Source organism: Streptomyces sp. NBC_00523 (assembly GCF_036346615.1).
Lineage (GTDB): Bacteria > Actinomycetota > Actinomycetes > Streptomycetales > Streptomycetaceae > Streptomyces.
On sequence record NZ_CP107836.1, the window covers coordinates 353,915 to 370,388 of the forward strand.

At 72.0% G+C, this 16,474-nt stretch carries 15 protein-coding genes and 1 pseudogene; 9 read left to right on the forward strand and 7 right to left on the reverse strand.

The window, feature by feature from the left end:
* Positions 1-53: 53 nt before the first annotated feature.
* On the reverse strand, positions 54-1,634 hold the full coding sequence (locus OHS17_RS01715; protein ID WP_330310712.1) for an amidase family protein: 1,581 nt from the start codon (positions 1,632-1,634) through the stop codon (positions 54-56).
* Positions 1,635-1,739: 105 nt separating this feature from the next.
* Here OHS17_RS01715 and OHS17_RS01720 point away from each other — a divergent pair, with 105 nt between their 5' ends.
* The gene (locus tag OHS17_RS01720) at positions 1,740-2,441 is read left to right on the forward strand and encodes a bleomycin resistance protein (RefSeq protein WP_330310713.1); all 702 of its coding nucleotides are present in this window, start codon (positions 1,740-1,742) and stop codon (positions 2,439-2,441) included.
* A gap of 23 nt (positions 2,442-2,464) precedes the next feature.
* Here the strand turns inward: OHS17_RS01720 and OHS17_RS01725 are convergent, their stop codons facing one another.
* Positions 2,465-3,568 carry an NADAR family protein gene (locus OHS17_RS01725; RefSeq protein WP_330310714.1) on the reverse strand — a complete coding sequence of 368 codons (1,104 nt, stop codon included), beginning with the start codon at positions 3,566-3,568 and terminating at the stop codon, positions 2,465-2,467.
* A gap of 109 nt (positions 3,569-3,677) precedes the next feature.
* Between OHS17_RS01725 and OHS17_RS01730 the strand changes: the two genes are divergently transcribed.
* Positions 3,678-4,019: a hypothetical protein gene (locus tag OHS17_RS01730; protein ID WP_330310715.1), complete on the forward strand. Its 342-nt coding sequence runs from the start codon at positions 3,678-3,680 to the stop codon at positions 4,017-4,019.
* A gap of 7 nt (positions 4,020-4,026) precedes the next feature.
* On the opposite strand, the gene OHS17_RS01735 is transcribed toward OHS17_RS01730, so the two are convergent.
* Positions 4,027-4,560, reverse strand: a complete 534-nt coding sequence (locus OHS17_RS01735; protein WP_330310716.1) for a hypothetical protein — start codon at positions 4,558-4,560, stop codon at positions 4,027-4,029.
* A 271-nt stretch (positions 4,561-4,831) separates the two neighbouring features.
* On the opposite strand from OHS17_RS01735, the gene OHS17_RS01740 reads away from it, so the two are divergent.
* Entirely contained in the window at positions 4,832-6,001 is a 1,170-nt protein-coding gene (locus OHS17_RS01740; RefSeq protein ID WP_330310717.1) for an aromatic ring-hydroxylating dioxygenase subunit alpha, read from the forward strand.
* Positions 6,002-6,016: 15 nt separating this feature from the next.
* Here the strand turns inward: OHS17_RS01740 and OHS17_RS01745 are convergent, their stop codons facing one another.
* Positions 6,017-6,685, reverse strand: coding sequence for a TetR/AcrR family transcriptional regulator (locus OHS17_RS01745; protein WP_330310718.1), 669 nt, complete (start codon positions 6,683-6,685; stop codon positions 6,017-6,019).
* 58 nt (positions 6,686-6,743) lie between these two features.
* On the opposite strand from OHS17_RS01745, the pseudogene OHS17_RS01750 reads away from it, so the two are divergent.
* Together OHS17_RS01750 and OHS17_RS01755 are read left to right on the forward strand one after the other, a co-directional pair.
* Positions 6,744-8,190, forward strand: a pseudogene (locus OHS17_RS01750) (MFS transporter).
* A 100-nt stretch (positions 8,191-8,290) separates the two neighbouring features.
* On the forward strand, positions 8,291-8,602 hold the full coding sequence (locus OHS17_RS01755) for a DUF6234 family protein (RefSeq protein WP_330310719.1): 312 nt from the start codon (positions 8,291-8,293) through the stop codon (positions 8,600-8,602).
* Positions 8,603-8,730: 128 nt separating this feature from the next.
* Here OHS17_RS01755 and OHS17_RS01760 read toward each other — a convergent pair whose 3' ends face one another.
* The 3 genes from OHS17_RS01760 to OHS17_RS01770 all read right to left on the reverse strand — a co-directional run bounded on the left by OHS17_RS01760 (position 8,731) and on the right by OHS17_RS01770 (position 12,906).
* Positions 8,731-9,993 carry a hypothetical protein gene (locus OHS17_RS01760; RefSeq protein WP_330310720.1) on the reverse strand — a complete coding sequence of 421 codons (1,263 nt, stop codon included), beginning with the start codon at positions 9,991-9,993 and terminating at the stop codon, positions 8,731-8,733.
* A gap of 379 nt (positions 9,994-10,372) precedes the next feature.
* On the reverse strand, positions 10,373-11,587 hold the full coding sequence (locus OHS17_RS01765; RefSeq protein ID WP_330310721.1) for a carboxylesterase family protein: 1,215 nt from the start codon (positions 11,585-11,587) through the stop codon (positions 10,373-10,375).
* A complete protein-coding gene (locus tag OHS17_RS01770) occupies positions 11,584-12,906 on the reverse strand; it encodes an MFS transporter (RefSeq protein ID WP_330310722.1) in 1,323 nt (440 codons plus the stop codon). Before OHS17_RS01770 ends, OHS17_RS01765 begins: the two co-directional genes overlap by 4 nt.
* A 253-nt stretch (positions 12,907-13,159) precedes the next feature.
* Between OHS17_RS01770 and OHS17_RS01775 the strand changes: the two genes are divergently transcribed.
* The 4 genes from OHS17_RS01775 to OHS17_RS01790 all read left to right on the forward strand — a co-directional run bounded on the left by OHS17_RS01775 (position 13,160) and on the right by OHS17_RS01790 (position 16,473).
* On the forward strand, positions 13,160-14,635 hold the full coding sequence (locus OHS17_RS01775; protein ID WP_330310723.1) for a 2-hydroxymuconic semialdehyde dehydrogenase: 1,476 nt from the start codon (positions 13,160-13,162) through the stop codon (positions 14,633-14,635).
* Positions 14,636-14,753: 118 nt separating this feature from the next.
* Positions 14,754-15,518 (forward strand): 2-keto-4-pentenoate hydratase, encoded by a 765-nt coding sequence (locus OHS17_RS01780; RefSeq protein WP_330310724.1) that lies wholly within the window; start codon positions 14,754-14,756, stop codon positions 15,516-15,518.
* Positions 15,518-15,955, forward strand: a complete 438-nt coding sequence (locus OHS17_RS01785; RefSeq protein WP_330310725.1) for a RidA family protein — start codon at positions 15,518-15,520, stop codon at positions 15,953-15,955. Before OHS17_RS01780 ends, OHS17_RS01785 begins: the two co-directional genes overlap by 1 nt.
* Positions 15,952-16,473, forward strand: a complete 522-nt coding sequence (locus OHS17_RS01790) for a 3-hydroxyanthranilate 3,4-dioxygenase (protein WP_018103083.1) — start codon at positions 15,952-15,954, stop codon at positions 16,471-16,473. Before OHS17_RS01785 ends, OHS17_RS01790 begins: the two co-directional genes overlap by 4 nt.
* Position 16,474 lies beyond the last annotated feature (1 nt).

Here is a 16,474-nt window from a genome sequence, read left to right on the forward strand (position 1 = left end):
ACGTACTCAGACCCGTCCCGCCCCTCGCGCCCCCGCCCCCGCCCCCGGTGGGTTCAACCGGTCGGCACCGTCGGCAGGTACCGGGGCGCGCGCCGGCCGTCCAGCCGGTGTTCCACCGCCGCGCCCAGGGACAGCAGGTCGGCGTCCTGGTGGTTGCCGGCCATGAGGAGCAGTCCGACCGGCAGTTCGCCCACGAATCCGGCGGGCACCGACAGCGAGGGGTAGCCGGCGACGGCCGCGGGCGTCGACGACGGGATCACGTCGTTGTCGCCCCGGCCGCAGTCGGTGGTCCACGCGGGCGGGTTCGCCGGGGAGGCGATCGCGTCCAGGCCGTGCTCGGTCATGACCTCGTCGATGGAGCGGCGGGACAGGTCCGCCAACTCGGCGCGCATCGCCCGGTATTCCGGGTCGGTGGTCGGCGGCGCGGCGAGGGCCTGTTCGAAGAGCTCCTGTCCGGCGAAGCAGGTCCGCTCCTGCGGGTGGGCCCGGTTGAACTCGATGAGCCCGGCCAGGTCGCGCGGCCCCTTCCTGGTCGCGAGGTACGCGTCGATGTCCCGATGGAACTCGCTCAGCAGGGCCGGGAATTCGAGTGCGGCCAGGCGGTCCTGGTACGGGAGGTCCACCTCCACGACCTCGGCGCCCGCGGCCCGGAGCCGCTCGGCGGTGCGCGTCATGAGGGCGTCCACCTCGGCACCGAGCACCGGCAGCCGCCACAGGCCGATCCGCTTGCCGCGCAGCGCACCGGGGCGAGCCGCGGCTTCCGTGAGGCCGGGGGCGGGGTTGCCGCCGCCGAGGACCGACAGGGTGAGCGCGGTGTCGATCACGTTCCGGGCCATGGGGCCGGCGGTGTCCTGTTCGGCGGAGATCGGGACGACGCCCGACTGGCTGACCACGCCGAGGCTCGGCTTGAGACCGACGACGGCGTTCATCCCGGCGGGGCAGACAATGGAGCCGTCCGTCTCGGTGCCGATCGCCACCTGCGCCAGCGACGCGGCGAGCGCGGCGGCCGATCCGGCGGACGAGCCGCAGGGGTTGCGGTCCAGGACGTACGGGTTGCGGGTCTGACCGCCCACCGCCGACCAGCCCGATGTCGGCTTGGCCGCACGGAAGTTGGCCCACTCGGACAGGTTGGCCTTGCCGAGGATCACCGCGCCGCCCGCCCGCAGCTTCGCGACCAGTTCCGCGTCGGTCGCCGGTGACTTCCCGGCGAGGGCTAGGGAGCCTGCGGTCGTCGGCATGTCACGGGTGTTCACGTTGTCCTTGAGCAGGACGGGGATGCCGTCGAGCGGACCGCGTGTCCGGCCGAGGCGGTGCCTGATGTCACTGGCGGCCGCCTGGGCGAGGGCCGTGGGGCTGGTGCGCAGGACCGCGTTGATCTTCGGGTCGACGACCTTGATCCGCCGCAGGTAGGCGAGGGTGAGCCGGACCGAGGACAGCGATCCGCGGTCCATGCGGGTCTGGAGCTCGGGGATGGTGACCGTGTCGAGGTCGATGCCGCCGACCAGCGTGGATTCGGCGGATCGCGCCGGGCGGCCGGGGCGGGACTGAGCGGCTGCCTGCGGACCCGGCACCACCGCGATCAAGGGGGCCGCGACCAGGATCGCGGTCAGGGCCGCCATGCTTCTCGTCTTCATGGCGGACACCCCACTACACGCGGGCGGTACGGCACAAGAGGCCCTCATTTCGGGCGCGTAGGCGACACCCCATCCCAGCTAATCAAATTTGGCTAGTCTGGATCCATGAGCGAAAAGACGATCCCGATCCTGCCGTGCCGGACCATCCGGCCCGTTCTCGACTTCTACGCCGCCCTCGGGTTCGAGGCGACGTTCCAGCAGACGAGCCCCAACCCGTACGCGGTCGTGGAACGGGGCGACGTCCAGTTGCACTTCTTCGGGATGAAGCGCTACGAACCGGCCGCGTCGTACAGCACGTGCTACATCCGGACCGATGACGTCGACGGGTTGCACGCGTCCTTCCGGAGCAGCCTCAAGGCCGCGTACGGCAGGATCCCGACGCGCGGGCTCCCCCGCATGGGACCGCTGAAGGACACCTCGTACGGCGCGCGGCAGTTCCTCGTCACCGATCCGGCCGGCAACTGCCTGCGCATCGGGCAGCAGACCAGCCGGGAGCAGCACCACCGGCCCGCCCCCGAGGAGACGTCCGCCCGGGCCCTGCATCACGCGTCGCTCTTCGCGGACTCGAAGGACGATCCGGCGGGCGCCGCGAAAATAATCGACCGGGTGCTGGGCCTGGCGGACGAGTCGCCCGCTCCCGTGCAGTTGCTGCGCCTCCTGGTGCTGCGTGCGGACGTCGCCGGGCGCCTCGGTGACGACGCGACCGCGACGTCCGCGCTCGCCCGGGCCGCCGCGCTCCGACTCAGCGCACAGGAGCGCGAGTCGGCGCACGACGACCTCGCGCGTCTTCGCGAGCTACGCGACTGAGCCGTGGCCCGACGCGGGGTGGATCAGGTCAGGAGCAGCTGCTGGGCAAGCAGTTCGGAACGGGTCAGCTCCAGCAGCCGGCCCATCCAGTTCCGGCCCCGGTCGTCGGGGACGTCTCGCCAGAAGGGCGAGTCCTCGAAGCCGGTGTAGCTGATCCTGGCGTCCCCGGTGGAGAGCAGGACCTGGGCGAGTTCGGGGTGCTGGGTGAACTTGGCGCGCAGGAGCCCCGCCATGACCGCGAGCCGCACGTCGGGCCAGTCGCTCCGGCGAGCTGCCCGCCCGCCCAGTTCGTGCGCCTCACTGCCGGAGGCCGCGTCCCGGATCCTGCTCCTGTCGGAGGCGTCGGCCGCGGACAGGGCCCAGTACCCGTGCTGTACGGAGGCGTGGGAGTCGCCCGCGAACTCGACGGCGGCGGGGTAGTCGTTGCGGAGCATGAACAGCCCGGGCTCGTCCGGCCATCCCTGCGGATAGACGGTTGCGTGGGAGACGAGCGCCGGCCGGCCGCGTTCCGCGGGGTCGTCGGCGTACCGGACGGCTTGACGTTCCTGCTGGTCCCGGACAGCCTTGCTCACGCGGGCGAAGTAGTCCAGGGCGCCCTGGTGCATCTCCGCCGTCGCCACCGGGCCGTCGCCGCCGACGGCCTCGCCGATGTCCGTGAGCAGGATCCGCAAGGGGCGGTCCTGGAGGTCCATGTCGCCGAGGACAAAGACCCGGAGGTGCGCGGGAACCGCCAGGTAGGCCGCGCGGAGAAGTTCCCGGTTCGGCTCGGTCGGCTGCTGCTCGTGCTGCCGGATCGCATCCCAGCAGCGCTGCCCGGCAGTCGGCCGCCCGCTGAGTGCTTCGATGCGGTCGGCGACTTCCAGCACGAAGCCCTCCGCTGTCAGCGGTTCGCTGTAGCGGGCCTCCCACTTCGACGGCGGCGCGGGCGGCGGCGGAATCTCCGGATCGGTCACCGCCCAACGGCCCGTCTCCAGCTTCTTCGCGAGGCCGTCCAGATCCGTGCGTTCTCCGCAGGTGATCAGTCCGTCCGCGAAAACGGTCAGGTCATCGAGGTAGTACCCGCGGCCCATCTGGTCCCGCCGCCAGATGTGGCACCAGGCCCCGTCGATTCTTTCCCCATCCACCATCCGATATGTCGGTCCCCGCCATGTCATGGGCGCACGCTATCGCCTTCGGAGCGATCATGGAACGGGCGATACGGTCGGCCTCGACCTGCCAGGCGTACGGAACGAGGAAGTGGTGTACGACTCCGCCCCCGAAGAGCCGGTACGTGATCTCAGCACCTGGGCGGTCGATCGCCTCGAAGACGTCCTCGCGGCCGCCCGGGACGGTCAGGAGCTGGAGAGCATCAGAGTCATCGCGCAGTCCCGCGCCCAGGGGTCCGGCGAACCGGACGGCGCGCGGCTGCGCTGGGCCAGGCTGTTCCTGGACGCCAACGACCGGCTTCCGGGTGGCACGCCCTGGAATGACGCCCGGAAGAACTGCCAGAGCTTCGCCCTGCGCACCTGGATCATCCGGTCCGGGCCGACGAAGGACCTCCTCGGCGCGTGGATCGGCGCACGCGAGCACCTGCCGTGAGTGCCGGTCAACGGCGCGTGCGGCGGCGGTAGTAGTGCGTGGTGACGACCGCCAGGAGCGGTCCCCACGCCACCATCGGTACGTAGCAGACCGTCATCACCCACTCTCCCCACGGGGTGATCGCCATGTCGGAGTGCAGCGTCGTCCATACGAACAGCACACCGTAGACCGTGCAGGCGAGAGCCCCCACCGCCGCCGGAACGACCGCGGCGCGTACGGGTATGCGGCGCCCCCGCAGGCCGGGGATCCACCGCGGCCACACCTCGCCCCACGGCCGTACCAGCCCCAGCGTCAGGAAGGCCAGGGCCTCCTGCGCCACGGACAGCAAGGGCACGGCGAGGTATCCCCAGCCGGGAATGAGCATCGCGTCGTACTCCGAGTCGGCAAGCCCCAGCGGGACGCCGAGCACCACGGCGAACCGCCTCAGCGCGGAGGGCAGGGACACCCACAGGACGGCGGCGGCCGTGCGACGCGCCCACGCGGGAACGGGTGCCGTGGTCACGGGGCGGGCGGGGGCGGACGGCGGCGCGCTGCTGGTCATGCGAAGGCTCCTCTTGGGCGGCCGATGGGCGACATCCGGAGGCTGTCACCCACCCCCGCCCGCCCACATCCGTCCCGGGGGCGGAGTGGGTCCGCCGTCCGGCGCACCCACTCCGAGGACGGCGTCAGACCGTGGGCGCGGCGCTCCTCCCCCGGCCGGGCGATCACCGGCCGGCAGCCCCGTCACTGGTCCGGACGCGCTTGACGGGGCAGCTGGGGCGGGCGCGGCCATCATGAGGTGGGCGGTGTGTCCCCATCTGTGAGGGAGAGGCATGAAGGAGACCGACGCGGGCGTGGTGCGGGCCGAGCTCTCCGGAGCGGTGGATCTGCGGCGCGTCGGTGCTGATCCGGACTACTGGTACCCGGTGGCGCTGACCCGGGAGGTGCGTGTCGGGAAGGTGGTCGCGGCCGTGTTCGCCGGTGAGCGTCTCGCGCTGTACCGGGGGAAGAGCGGGGCCGTCCACGCGCTCGAGGACCGGTGTGCGCACCGGCAGGTTCCGCTGAGCATGGGCGTCGTGGAGGGTGATGTGCTGCGGTGCCGGTATCACGCCTGGGCCTACCGCGGGGACGGGCGCATCTCGCAGATCCCGTACCTGACGAAGGAGGACCGCAGGCCGCCCCGGGGTGTGCGCGGCTTCCCCGTGCGCGAGGCGTACGGGCTGGTCTTCGTCTTTCCCGGCGATCCGGACAAGGCGCAGGCCGCCGCGCTGCCGGAGCTGCCCGCCTTCAGCTCGTCGCAGTACAAGACGCTGACGTACTCGCGGCTCGTGCGCTGCCACTACTCGTTCATGCACGAGAACCTGCTGGACATGAACCACCAGTTCCTGCACCAGGGTGTCGTCGGCCGGCTCCGTCCCGAGCTCATCGGCCGGCACAGCGACGCCCGGTCGGTGGAGGCCAGGTATCTGTTCACGCACGCCGGAGGCAAGCGGAACGCCGGCGCGAGCGTGCTGGCGGCCGAGGGGATCTCCGGTGGCTCCCGCGACGTGATGACCATCCGCACCGAGTACCCGTACCAGACGCTCGACCTGGTGCCGGAGGGCGCCGACGAGCCGGTCTTCAGTCTCTGGGCGGCGTACGTGCCCGTGGGCGCGGACCAGCGCGCCTGCCACGTCTATGGGCTGCTCATGATCAAAAAGCCCCGCGTGCCCGGCGTGCTCACCGTGGCCGCGCCCCTGATCAGGCGCTTCACCGAGCGCATCTTCGCGCAGGACCGCATGGCGGTCGAGGCGGAGCAGCGGGCCTGGGACGAGCAGGGCGAGGACCGCAACCACGAGGTGTTCTCGCTGATCCTGGACGTACGCGAAGCGCTGCGGTCCAACGGAGTCCCGCTGTCCGTCTCCGCGGGCCCGCGTGGCGCGAAGCCGTGCGCGGGTGCGGCGGGGGTCTGCGGCGGTGGAGACCCGGAACCTCTTCAGCCGGACGCGGCGCCTGCCCGCTGAGGGCCCCGGGGTCGGTCAGCGCTTGGCCAACAGCCCCTCCACCAGGGCCTTGAGGCCTTCCCGGTAGGTGTCCTCGGCCGTCAGCGGGGCCCAGCGGTCCGCCGCCTGCGCGAGGCGGGGCAGCTCCTCCGGGTCGAGACCGGAGAACACTTCCTCCCGGTACGTCGCGCGGTCGTCCTCGGCACGCCGTCGGGCGGCCGTCCTCCGCACCACGATCTCCCCGGCGGTGTAGTACCAGATCGCGCGGTAGCCGTGCACGGCCTGGTCGAGGGAGAGGCCGCCCTCGACCAGGCCGCCGACGATCTGTTCCACGAACCACAGCGCGCTCTTCGACATCAGGTCGTCGGCGGTCAGCACCTCCACGATCCAGGGGCAGGCGGCCAGCGCCTCGTGGATGGCGGTGGCGGCCGCGACGACCCGCTCGCGGGGGTCGTCGGGCAGTTCCTGGCGGTGCAGGGCGCGGACGGCGTAGTCGTCCAGCAGCAGGACGAGCAGTTCCTCCTTGTCCCGGACGTGGTGGTAGAGCGCCATGGGCGTACTGCCGACCTCCGTGGCCAGCCGCCGCATGGTCAGGCGGTTCACGCCCTCCTCCTCCACGATCCTGCGGGCCGTCCCGATGATCGCCTCGCGCGAGATACGGGGAGGCCGGCCCGGGGTTCTGCGTGATGCGGATGGCTGCGGCATGCCCCCCATCATTCCTCAGCCATCGACAACGGCGAACCTCCCCGCTATGTTTTCTTACATGTATAGAAACTCTCGCGGGCGCCCCGGTCTGGTGCTGGCGGCAGCCGCCGTCGCCCAGTTCGTCGTCGCCCTGGACATGTCCGTGGTCAATGTCGCCCTGCCCGCGATCCGCTCGGCGCTGGGATTCACGCCGCTCGACCTGTCATGGGTCGTGCACGTGTACGCGCTCACCTTCGGCGGGTTCCTGCTGCTGGGGGGCCGCGCCGCCGACCTGTACGGCCGGCGCCGGATGTTCGTGCTGGGGCTGACCGTCTTCGGCGTGTGCTCGCTGGCCGGCGGACTGGCACAGGCGCCCTGGCAGTTGATCGCCGCGCGCGCCGGTCAGGGCCTGGGGGCCGCCGCGGCAGCACCGGCCGCGCTGGCGATGCTCACCACCACGTTCGCCGAAGGCCCGCAGCGGGTGCGGGCGTTGGGGGTGTGGAGCGCGGTGACCGCGGCGGGCGGTGCGCTGGGCGTGCTGGCGGGAGGGCTGCTGACCGAGTACGCGGGCTGGCGCTGGGTCATGCTGATCAACCTGCCCATCGTCGCGGCGGCTCTCGTGCTCGTCCCGGCGGGCGTTCCGGCCGATGTCCCGCCCGCCCGGCGCGAGCGGCTGGACACGCTGGGCGCCGTCCTGGCGACGGGTGGCATCGGGCTGCTGGTGCTGGGTGTCGTCCGCACCGACGCCCTGGGCTGGGCCGCGCCTGTCACCTGGGCCACGCTCGCCGCCGCAGCGCTGCTGCTGGGTGCCTTCGTCCTCGCCGAGGCGAGGGTGGCCGCGCCGCTGCTGCGGCTCGGTCTGCTGCGCAGCCGATGGGTGTCCGGCGCGAACGTGCTGGTGTTCCTGGCGGCGGCCGGGCAGTTCGCCGCGTTCTACTTCGTGTCCCTGTACATGCAGCAGGTGCTCGGCATGGGGGCCGCGGCGACCGGCGCCGCGTTCCTGCCCTTCTCGCTGGGCCTGGTCGCGGGAACCGTCGTCGCCACCCGGCTGACCTCGTCCCGTACCCCCCGGGTGGCTCTGGTACCCGGCGCCCTGCTGGCCGCTGCGGGCCTGGCCTGGTTCGCCCTCATCAGCCCGGGAGGCAGCTTCCTGGCGGACGTGCTCGGTCCGTCCCTCGTCACCAGCCTCGGCGCCGGTCTGGTCCTGGCCCCGGTCGCCGCCGCCGCGACGACGGGCGTCGCCCCGCACGAGGCCGGGATGGCCTCCGGCCTGATGAACAGCTCCCGCCAACTCGGCGGCTGCATCGGCCTGGCCGCGCTGGCCACCGCGGCCGCGCACCACCGGCCCGGCCGCCGATGCCGCCGCGCTCAACGACGGCTACGCCCTGGGCCTGTCCATCGCCGCCGCGATCTTCGCCCTCGCGGCAGCGGTGGCCATCGGCGTACTCCCGCGCCGCCGGACGGAGGCACCTGTCCGGCCGTCCGGCGACACCACGGAGAACCAGCTGGAGGGAACCCCCTCGTGACGCCTCCTGAGTAGCCGTACTCATGTGCGATGCGGTGTCGCACGGGCACGATGTGCCGGGGGTCCACAAGGGGACTGGGGTCGGGTGGGGAGTGGTGCGCGTGCGGCATGGCGAGCCTTCAAAGGGCTTTCAGGCCGCGGCCGGATGCGTATGGCTCATCGTGGACGTGGCCCTGGTCGGCTATCTGCTGTTCCGCTACGGGATGACGGGGTGGTCGGACGGCTACGACGACCCCGTCAATGCTCCCGCGGCCCCTGCGGAGGCGCGACGTGCTGCGTGGATCGTCCTGGGCACCGCAATCGTGAGTGGCGGCTTCCTCCTCCTTCGGCGCTACTGGGTCACCGCAGTCCTGCAACTCCTCCTCACCGGTGCCGCAGCGGGGATGTTCGCCTTGCTCGCCGGGCACCGATAGGGACGGCACACATACGAGCACGCCGGGGGCGGCTCCGGAGGGCGGACCGGTACCGGAGTCCGGCGACGCGAACGGCCCCGCGCCGGACCGTGTGGTCCGCTGCGGGGCCGTATGCGGGTGGCCGGGGTTCAGACTCCCGTCAGGTTGTACGTGCTCGTGCCGTCCTGCCTGCCGCTGGAGTACTGGCGGATGAACTCACCGTCCGCGTAGCGGTCGTGGCCCATCATGGAGCCGGTGTACTTGTTCTGCACGCCGATCGCGGAGCTGCCGGGTACGTCACGGTAGATGTAGAAGCGCTGGAGGTCGTCCTCCGTGCAGGAGGCCGTCGTCAGGACAACGCGTTCGGTGGCGGCGTCCGGTTCGGCGATGGTCGCGCAGCCGCCGTTGCCCCAGTTCCACAGCGTCGCTTCGAGGACGCCGTCGGTCTCCGTCACGTTGCACAGGCGCCAGTTGTCCAGGTGGGCGCTGAAGATGGAGGAGGGCCGCAGCCGCACGCCGTCGTCCGCGAGGAGCGGCGCGCCCCAGGACAGGGGCTTTCCGGGTACCTCGATCTTGTACACGGGTGACTGGCAGTCGAGCGCGGCCTGCGCGGCGGCCACGGGACGCTCGGCCGGAGCCGCGGGCTGCGCGGCGCGGTCCTGGCGCTGCTCCCCCGTCGGTGCGACCGCGCCCGCCGGGTGCGCGGCCTTCGCGGTGGGCGAGCCGCAGTCGAGGAGGCTCTGCGCCTTGGCCATGACGCTCCCCGCGGGAACCTGGTCCTGGCAGCGCACGGCGCCCTCTTCGAGGGTGGTGTACGTGGTGAAGGCACCGCTGCCGGGGCCCTCGGCCCACCGCAGCGCCCAGCTGCCGTCGGACTGCTGGGCCCGGTTGCAGTTGAGGCTTCCGTAGATGCCGGTGACCTTCTTGGTGCCCTTGTACACGCCGTAGTAGCCGGGCTGGTTGAAGCTCCAGGTCACCGCGTTCGACTCGGTGCTCGTGGTGGCGGACTCCATCTTCACGGTCAGGTCCACGGTGACGCCCACCTTGCTGAGGGCGTCGGCGGCGAAGCTCGCCTCGATCTTGTCGTCGAGGCCGACGGAGACCGTGATGGTGGTCTCCGTGGTGGTGGTGACGGCTTGTTCGCCGGTGGTCCCCTCGGTGACGTACCAGCCCTTGAAGTGGGTGATCGTCGGGGAGACTTCGGTGCTCTTGATGTACGGGTGACGGGTGCCGAGGTCGGCCGCCGTACAGGCGTCGCCGGGCTGCGGCGAGGTAGCTCCGGCGGGTGCCGCGACGGCCGGTGCGGCGGCCGCGGGGCCGATCGCGGTGACCGCCAGGGTCGTCGCCGTGGCGGTCACCGCGATGAGCACACCGGCGGCGCGGCTGCCGGAGCGTAAGCGTATGGCTCGCATCGTTACGTGTTCCCCCTCAGGTGTACGGGTCAGGTCGGGGTGAATGTAACGGCCACGGGAGTTGCGGTGTGAGGGCGTAACTGGCCAGAGACACGCCCTGAGCGGCCGGAACCCCCGGGGTCAGACCCCCTCCTCGCTCTGGGGCTCGGGCGTGCGAACCGGCGCGGACTCCACCGCCGGCCAGGTCGACCTGACGGTGGGCCGGCTCAACGCGTCCGACAGCGCGGGGCGCAGCCGGCGCAGGGCCGGCCGGCCCGTTGGACTACCCGTGGAGCCTGCCGCTGCCCGAGGACCGGGTGGAGTGCACGTCGATCCTGACCGGCATCTGCGGGACGTGGCGGCGGAGATCCGGGGCATGCTGGCCGATGCCTGAGCTCCGTCAGCGCGACGGCGCGGCGAGCGGTGCGGGCAGTGGGCCCGGGTCGCCGGTGCGCGCGAAAGCGGCCCAGGCCGCGCGCATCCCCCGGCCCACCGCGTCGACCTCCGCCCGGCCGAGGCCGCCGAGCATCGGGGCGTGCCGCCAGACGTGGGCCGTCCCCAGGAGCAGCGGGATCTCCACGCAGTGCGTGGCGCCGTGGGGCGAACCGGCGGGCCGCCAGTCCAGCCGGTAGCCGTGGCCGCGGGCGCCGTGGGCTTCCAGCCGCGCGTGCAGGTCCCGCAGGGGCTCCTCGTAGAGGCGCCGGGTGCGTTCGGCGACGCTGCCCGTGTCGGACGGGCCCTCGGGGAAGGCGGACATGTCGTCGGCGTTCCACCCGTACAGCACGTCCGGGGCGGGGCCGGTGAAGGGCGCGTCCCCGGTCCCGGTGGGAAGGGGTGCGACGCCGTCGACCGGGCCAAAGGGCGGGGCCAGGAAGCTGCCGGTCCGCCGCTGGTGGCCGGCCGCGGTGCGCGCCTGGGCGGCGAGCAGGTCCGCCACCGGGGCGGTGCGGGGGTCGGCGCCGAGCGCGGCGGCGAAGAGCCTTCCGGTCTCGCGGGCCTCGGCCGGAGTGCGGGTGGCGATGGACAGGGGCGGGCTCTGGAGGATCACCCGGCCGAAGAGCACGCGGGCCTCGGGGACGCGGAGGAGCAGCAGGGCGGACAGGGCTCCGGCGGACTGCCCGAAGACGGTGACGTTACGGGGGTCGCCGCCGTGGTCCGCGATGTGCGCCCGGACCCAGCGCAGCGCCTCGATCTGGTCGTACAGGCCGAGGTTGCCCTCGCTGACCCCGTCCTGGAGGAGGTAGCCGAGGGCGCCGAGCCGGTAGTTCGCACCGACCACGACGACGTCCTGCTCGGCGGCGAGGGCTGTGCCGTCGTACCAGTCGAGGATGCCGGCGCCGCTGTTGAAGCCGCCGCCGTGGAACCAGACGAGGACGGGGCGGCCCGTGGTCGTCGGGGCGGTGGGTGCGGTGACGGTGAGGTGGAGGCAGTCCTCGCTCTGGGGATGTCTGCCGGGCGGCGGGCCCATCAGCGCTTCCAGGCGGGAGGGCGGCTGGGGGCAGACCGCGCCGGACCGCGGGGCGGGGTCCTCGGCCGTCACGGGGCGCGGCCGGGAGAAGCGGGGCGCTTTGGCGTAACGGATGGGGCCGGTACGGACCGTCCGGGGGGTGTTCATACCTTGCCTGCCGTTTCGGGGACGAGTGGGGCCCGTTCCACAGGAGTCTCGGGAACCATCCGGAACAGCGCCACCGCACCGACGAGGCTGAGGGCGCACATGCCCACGAGATACCAGGTCACACCGGTCGAGGAGCTGCCGCCGCCGAGGAGCGCGCTGGAGATCATGGGGGCCAGGCCGCCGCCGAGGACCGCGCCGATCTGGAGGACCAGTGAGGTGCCGGAGTACCGCACCCGGACAGGGAAGGTGTCGGCGATGATGGCACCCTGGACGCAGTGGGTCACCGGGATGATCAGGCCCATGCCGGCGAGCGCGAGCAGGGCGGACGCCCGGTTGCCGGTGTCGAGCAGGGGGAAGAACACCGCGCACCACAGCAGGATGGCGACGGAGCCGCCGATGAAGAGCGTGCGGCGCCCCTTGCGGTCGGCGATCCTCGTCCACACCGGGATGGACACGAACCACAGCACGGCGGCGCCGCTCACCCCGAGGACGAGGAACTGCTGGTCGAAGCCGAGGTGTCGGGTGCCGTAGGACAGCGTGAAGACCATGAAGACGTACGCGACCGCGGAGTTCGCCACCATGGCGAGCAGGGTGACGGCCAGTCGGGGCAGTCCGGCCTTCAGCGCGTCGGCCAGCGGGAAGCGGACCACCTCGTCCTCCCGGCGGGCCCGGTCGAAGGACGGCGATTCGGTGACGCGCAGCCGTACGACCAGTCCGACGCCGACCAGGACGAAGCTCAGCAGGAACGGGATGCGCCAGGCCCAGGCGGTGAACGTGGCGTGTCCGGCGAGGGAGCTGGTGGCCAGGAAGATGAGGTTCGCCAGCACCAGGCCCGCGGGTGTGCCCATCTGCGGGAAGCCCGCGTACAGGTTGCGCCGTCCCTCGGGGGCGTGCTCCATCGACATCAGGGTGGCGCCGGCGCCCTCGCCGCCGAGGCCGATGCCCTGGACGACGCGGAGGAGGACCAGGAGGACCGGGGCCCACAGGCCGATGGTGCCGTAGCTCGGGACGGCGCCGATGAGGGTGGAGCCGAGACCCATCATCACCAGGGAGACCACCAGCGTGGAGCGGCGTCCGAGGCGGTCGCCGAAGTGGCCGAAGACAAGGCCGCCGAGGGGCCTGGCGACGAAGCCGACCGCGAGCGTGGAGAAGGCCGCGAGGGTGCCGGCCGCGGGGCTCAGGGACGGGAAGAACTGCTTGTCGAAGATGAGTGCGGCGGCCGTGCCGTAGAGGAAGAAGTCGTACCACTCCAATGTGGTTCCGAGAAGGGTGGCAAGCGCAGTCCTGCTCGCGCCCTTGGGACGGTCCGCGTCGCTCATGGAACACCTCGTCTGCTGGGGAAGGCGGGGAAGCCCCGCGCTTTCGGTGGATCCTGGGTCCCCGGGCAGAGGGGAACAAATGCCGTTTCGTCCCGCCGGTATAGCGGGACGGGTATACCGGGCGACCGAACCCGTCCTCGCCGCCGCCCGCCCCCGGGGAATCGCCTGGTCGCCGGTGACATACCGAAGTCGGCATAGCTGAGCCCCGAATCGTCATTTGTGGTCATGGCCGCCTGATCCCAGGGTGTGAGTCATGACGGCACAGACTTCGCGGTGGATCCGCAACTTCGTGGACGGGCGTTTCATCGACCCGGATGACGGCGGCAAGAGCTTCGAGGCGACGGACCCGGCCACCGGCCGCGTGCACTCCCTCGTCCACGAGGCCGGTGCTCCCCTGGTCGACCGGGCCGTCGCGGCGGCACGGAAGGCGCTCGGCCCCTGGTCGGCGACGCCCGTACGGGAGCGCACCGAGGTGCTGCGCCGGGCGGCCGCCCTGATCGAGGCACGGTTCGAGGAGTTCGTCGCCGCCGAGGTGGCCGACACCGGCAAGCCCGTCACCCTCGCCCGCGACCTAGACGTGGCCAGGGCCGTGTCCAACTTCCGTACGTTCGCCGATGTCGTCGCGGCCGCCGGGCAGGAGTCCTTCCTGACCGATCTGCCGGGCGGCCGGCAGGCCCTCAACTACGCGGTGCGCAAGCCCCTCGGGGTGGTCGCGGTCATCGTTCCCTGGAACCTGCCGCTGCTGCTGCTCACCTGGAAGGTCGCCCCGGCCCTCGCCTGCGGCAACACCGTCGTGGTCAAGCCCAGCGAGGAGACGCCCGGCACCGCGACCCTGCTGGCGGAGGTGCTCGCCGAGGCGGGTCTCCCGGCCGGTGCCTACAACGTGGTGCACGGCTTCGGCGGCGGCTCGGCCGGCGAGTACGTCACCACGCACCCCGGGATCGACGGCGTCACCTTCACCGGGTCCACGGCGACCGGCGCGCACGTGATGAGGACCGTGGCACCGCGCGTGCGCCCCGTCTCCTTCGAGCTGGGCGGCAAGAACGCGGCGCTGGTCTTCGCGGACGCGGACATCGAGGAGACCCTGGACGGCCTGACCCGGTCGGTGTTCGCCAACACCGGCCAGGTGTGCCTGTGCACCGAGCGGGTCTACGTGCACCGCTCGGTCTTCGCGGACATCGCCGACGGCCTGGTCGAGCGGGCCCGTTCGCTGCGCCTGGGCAGCCCGCTGGACCCGGCGACCACGACGGGGCCGCTGATCTCGCAGGCGCACCGGGAGAAGGTGCGCGGCTACCTGGACCTGGCCGGACAGCTGGGCGCGAAGGCCCTCACCGGGGGCGGCACGCCCGGCCTCGGGGCGGAGCTGGACGGCGGTTCGTGGATCGAGCCGACGCTGTGGACGGGGCTGACGAACGCCGACCGCCCGGTGCGCGAGGAGATCTTCGGGCCGGTCGCGGCGCTGATCCCGTTCGACACGGAGGAGGAGGCCGTCGGTCTGGCCAACGACACGGAGTACGGTCTCGCCGCCTCCGTGTGGACCCGGGATCTGCGTCGCGGGCACCGCGTGGCCCAGGCGATGAACGTCGGCATGTCCTGGGTCAACACCTGGTTCCTGCGCGACCTGCGCTCGCCCTTCGGCGGCGTCGGCCTCTCCGGTCTTGGCCGCGAGGGAGGCGCCTCGTCCCTGCACTTCTACACCGAGCCGACCAACGTGTGCGTCCAGCTGTGACGCCCGGGCCCGCTCCGGCTTCCCCGAATCCGACCGAGCAGGCCGCCCCCGACCCGGGCGGCCGGAAGGACATGACCATGGGCGACAACGCCCCGCACCCCGGCGAAGGAGGCCCCCGTTGATCACCGAAAAAACGGTACGGACGCTGGCCGCGCGGCTCGACACCGCGCAGCGCACCGTCACGGACACCCTCAGCCTCGCCGACACGCACACCCTGGCCGTGGACGACGCCTACGCCGTGCAGGCGGCGCTGCTCGCCCTGCGTGAGGGGCGCGGTGAGCGGATCACCGGCGTGAAGCTGGGATTCACCAGCAAGGCCAAGATGGAGCAGATGGGAGTCTCCGAGATCATCGTCGGCCGGCTGACCGACGCCATGGGTGTCGCCGACGGCGGTGGGATCGAGCTGTCCCGTTTCATCCATCCGAAGGTGGAACCGGAGGTCGCGTACCGGATCGGCCGGGACGTGGACCTGGACGATCCGGACGCCGACCTCGTCTCCTGCGTGGACGCCGTCGCCCCCGCGCTGGAGATCATCGACTCCCGTTACCGGGACTTCCGCTTCACCTACGAGGACGTCGTCGCGGACAACACCTCGGCCGCGGCCTATGTGATCGGCGCCTGGGCCCCCGTACAGGACGTGTCCGACCGTGCCGTACGGCTGTCGGGCGCGAGCCGGGAGATGGCGGGTTCGACCGAGGCCATCCTGGGCGGTCCGGTCCACGCCCTGCGGGCGCTGCTCGATCTGGCGCGGCGGCGGTCCATCCCGCTGCGGGCCGGCCAGGTGGTGCTGGCCGGGGCGGCCACCGCGGCGATCCCGCTGGAGCTCGGCGAGACCACCTGCGAGGTCGACGGCATCGGCCGCGTCGGCGTGAGGGGGATCTGATGGAGCAGGGACGGGTCATCCCCGGCAAGGCGCGCCCGCGCGGCCGGTTCCCGCACTCCCGCCGCGCCGGAGACCTCGTCTTCGTCTCCGGCACCAGCTCCCGCCGCCCCGACAACTCCTTCGCCGGGGTGGCAACGGACGAGCTGGGCACCACCGACCTCGACATCCGCGCGCAGACCCGCGCGGTCATCGAGAACATCGGGGACATCCTCGCCGACGCGGGCGGCGGCCTCGCGGACGTCGTCCAGGTCACCGCGTACCTCGTGTCCATGAACGACTTCGGCGGCTACAACGAGGTCTACGGCCAGTACTTCACCGAGACGGGACCGGCCAGGACCACCGTCGCCGTACACCAGCTCCCCCACCCGCATCTGCTCATCGAGATCCAGGCCGTGGCGCATCTGCCGGCCGCGACCACCACGAAGGAGACACAGTGACCGACATTCCCGAGGTCATCGACTTCCAGGGCTGGATCGACGCCCACGCGCACCTGCTGAAGCCGCCGGTGAACAACCGCACCATGTCGCTCGGCAAGGACTTCATCGTGCAGATCGTCGGCGGCCCCAACCAGCGCACGGACTTCCATCTCGACCCGTACGAGGAGTGGTTCTTCCAGGTCAAGGGGGACATGCACGTCAATCTGATGACCGACGAGGGCCCGCGTACGGTGCACATCGAGGAGGGCCAGGCGTGGCTGCTGCCGGGCAACGTGCCGCACTCCCCGCAGCGCCCGGACCCCGACTCCATCGGCCTGGTGATCGAGCGGGTGCGTGAGGAGGGCACGCTGGAGAAGTTCCTGTGGTTCTGCCCCTCCTGTTCGGCGACGGTGTACGAGGTGGAGCTCCAGGTACGCGACATCGTCGCCGATCTCCCCCCGGTCTTCGAGCAGTTCTACGGGGACGAGCGGGCCCGGGTCTGCTCCGCCTGCGGTGCGCTCCACCCCGGGAAGGGCTGAC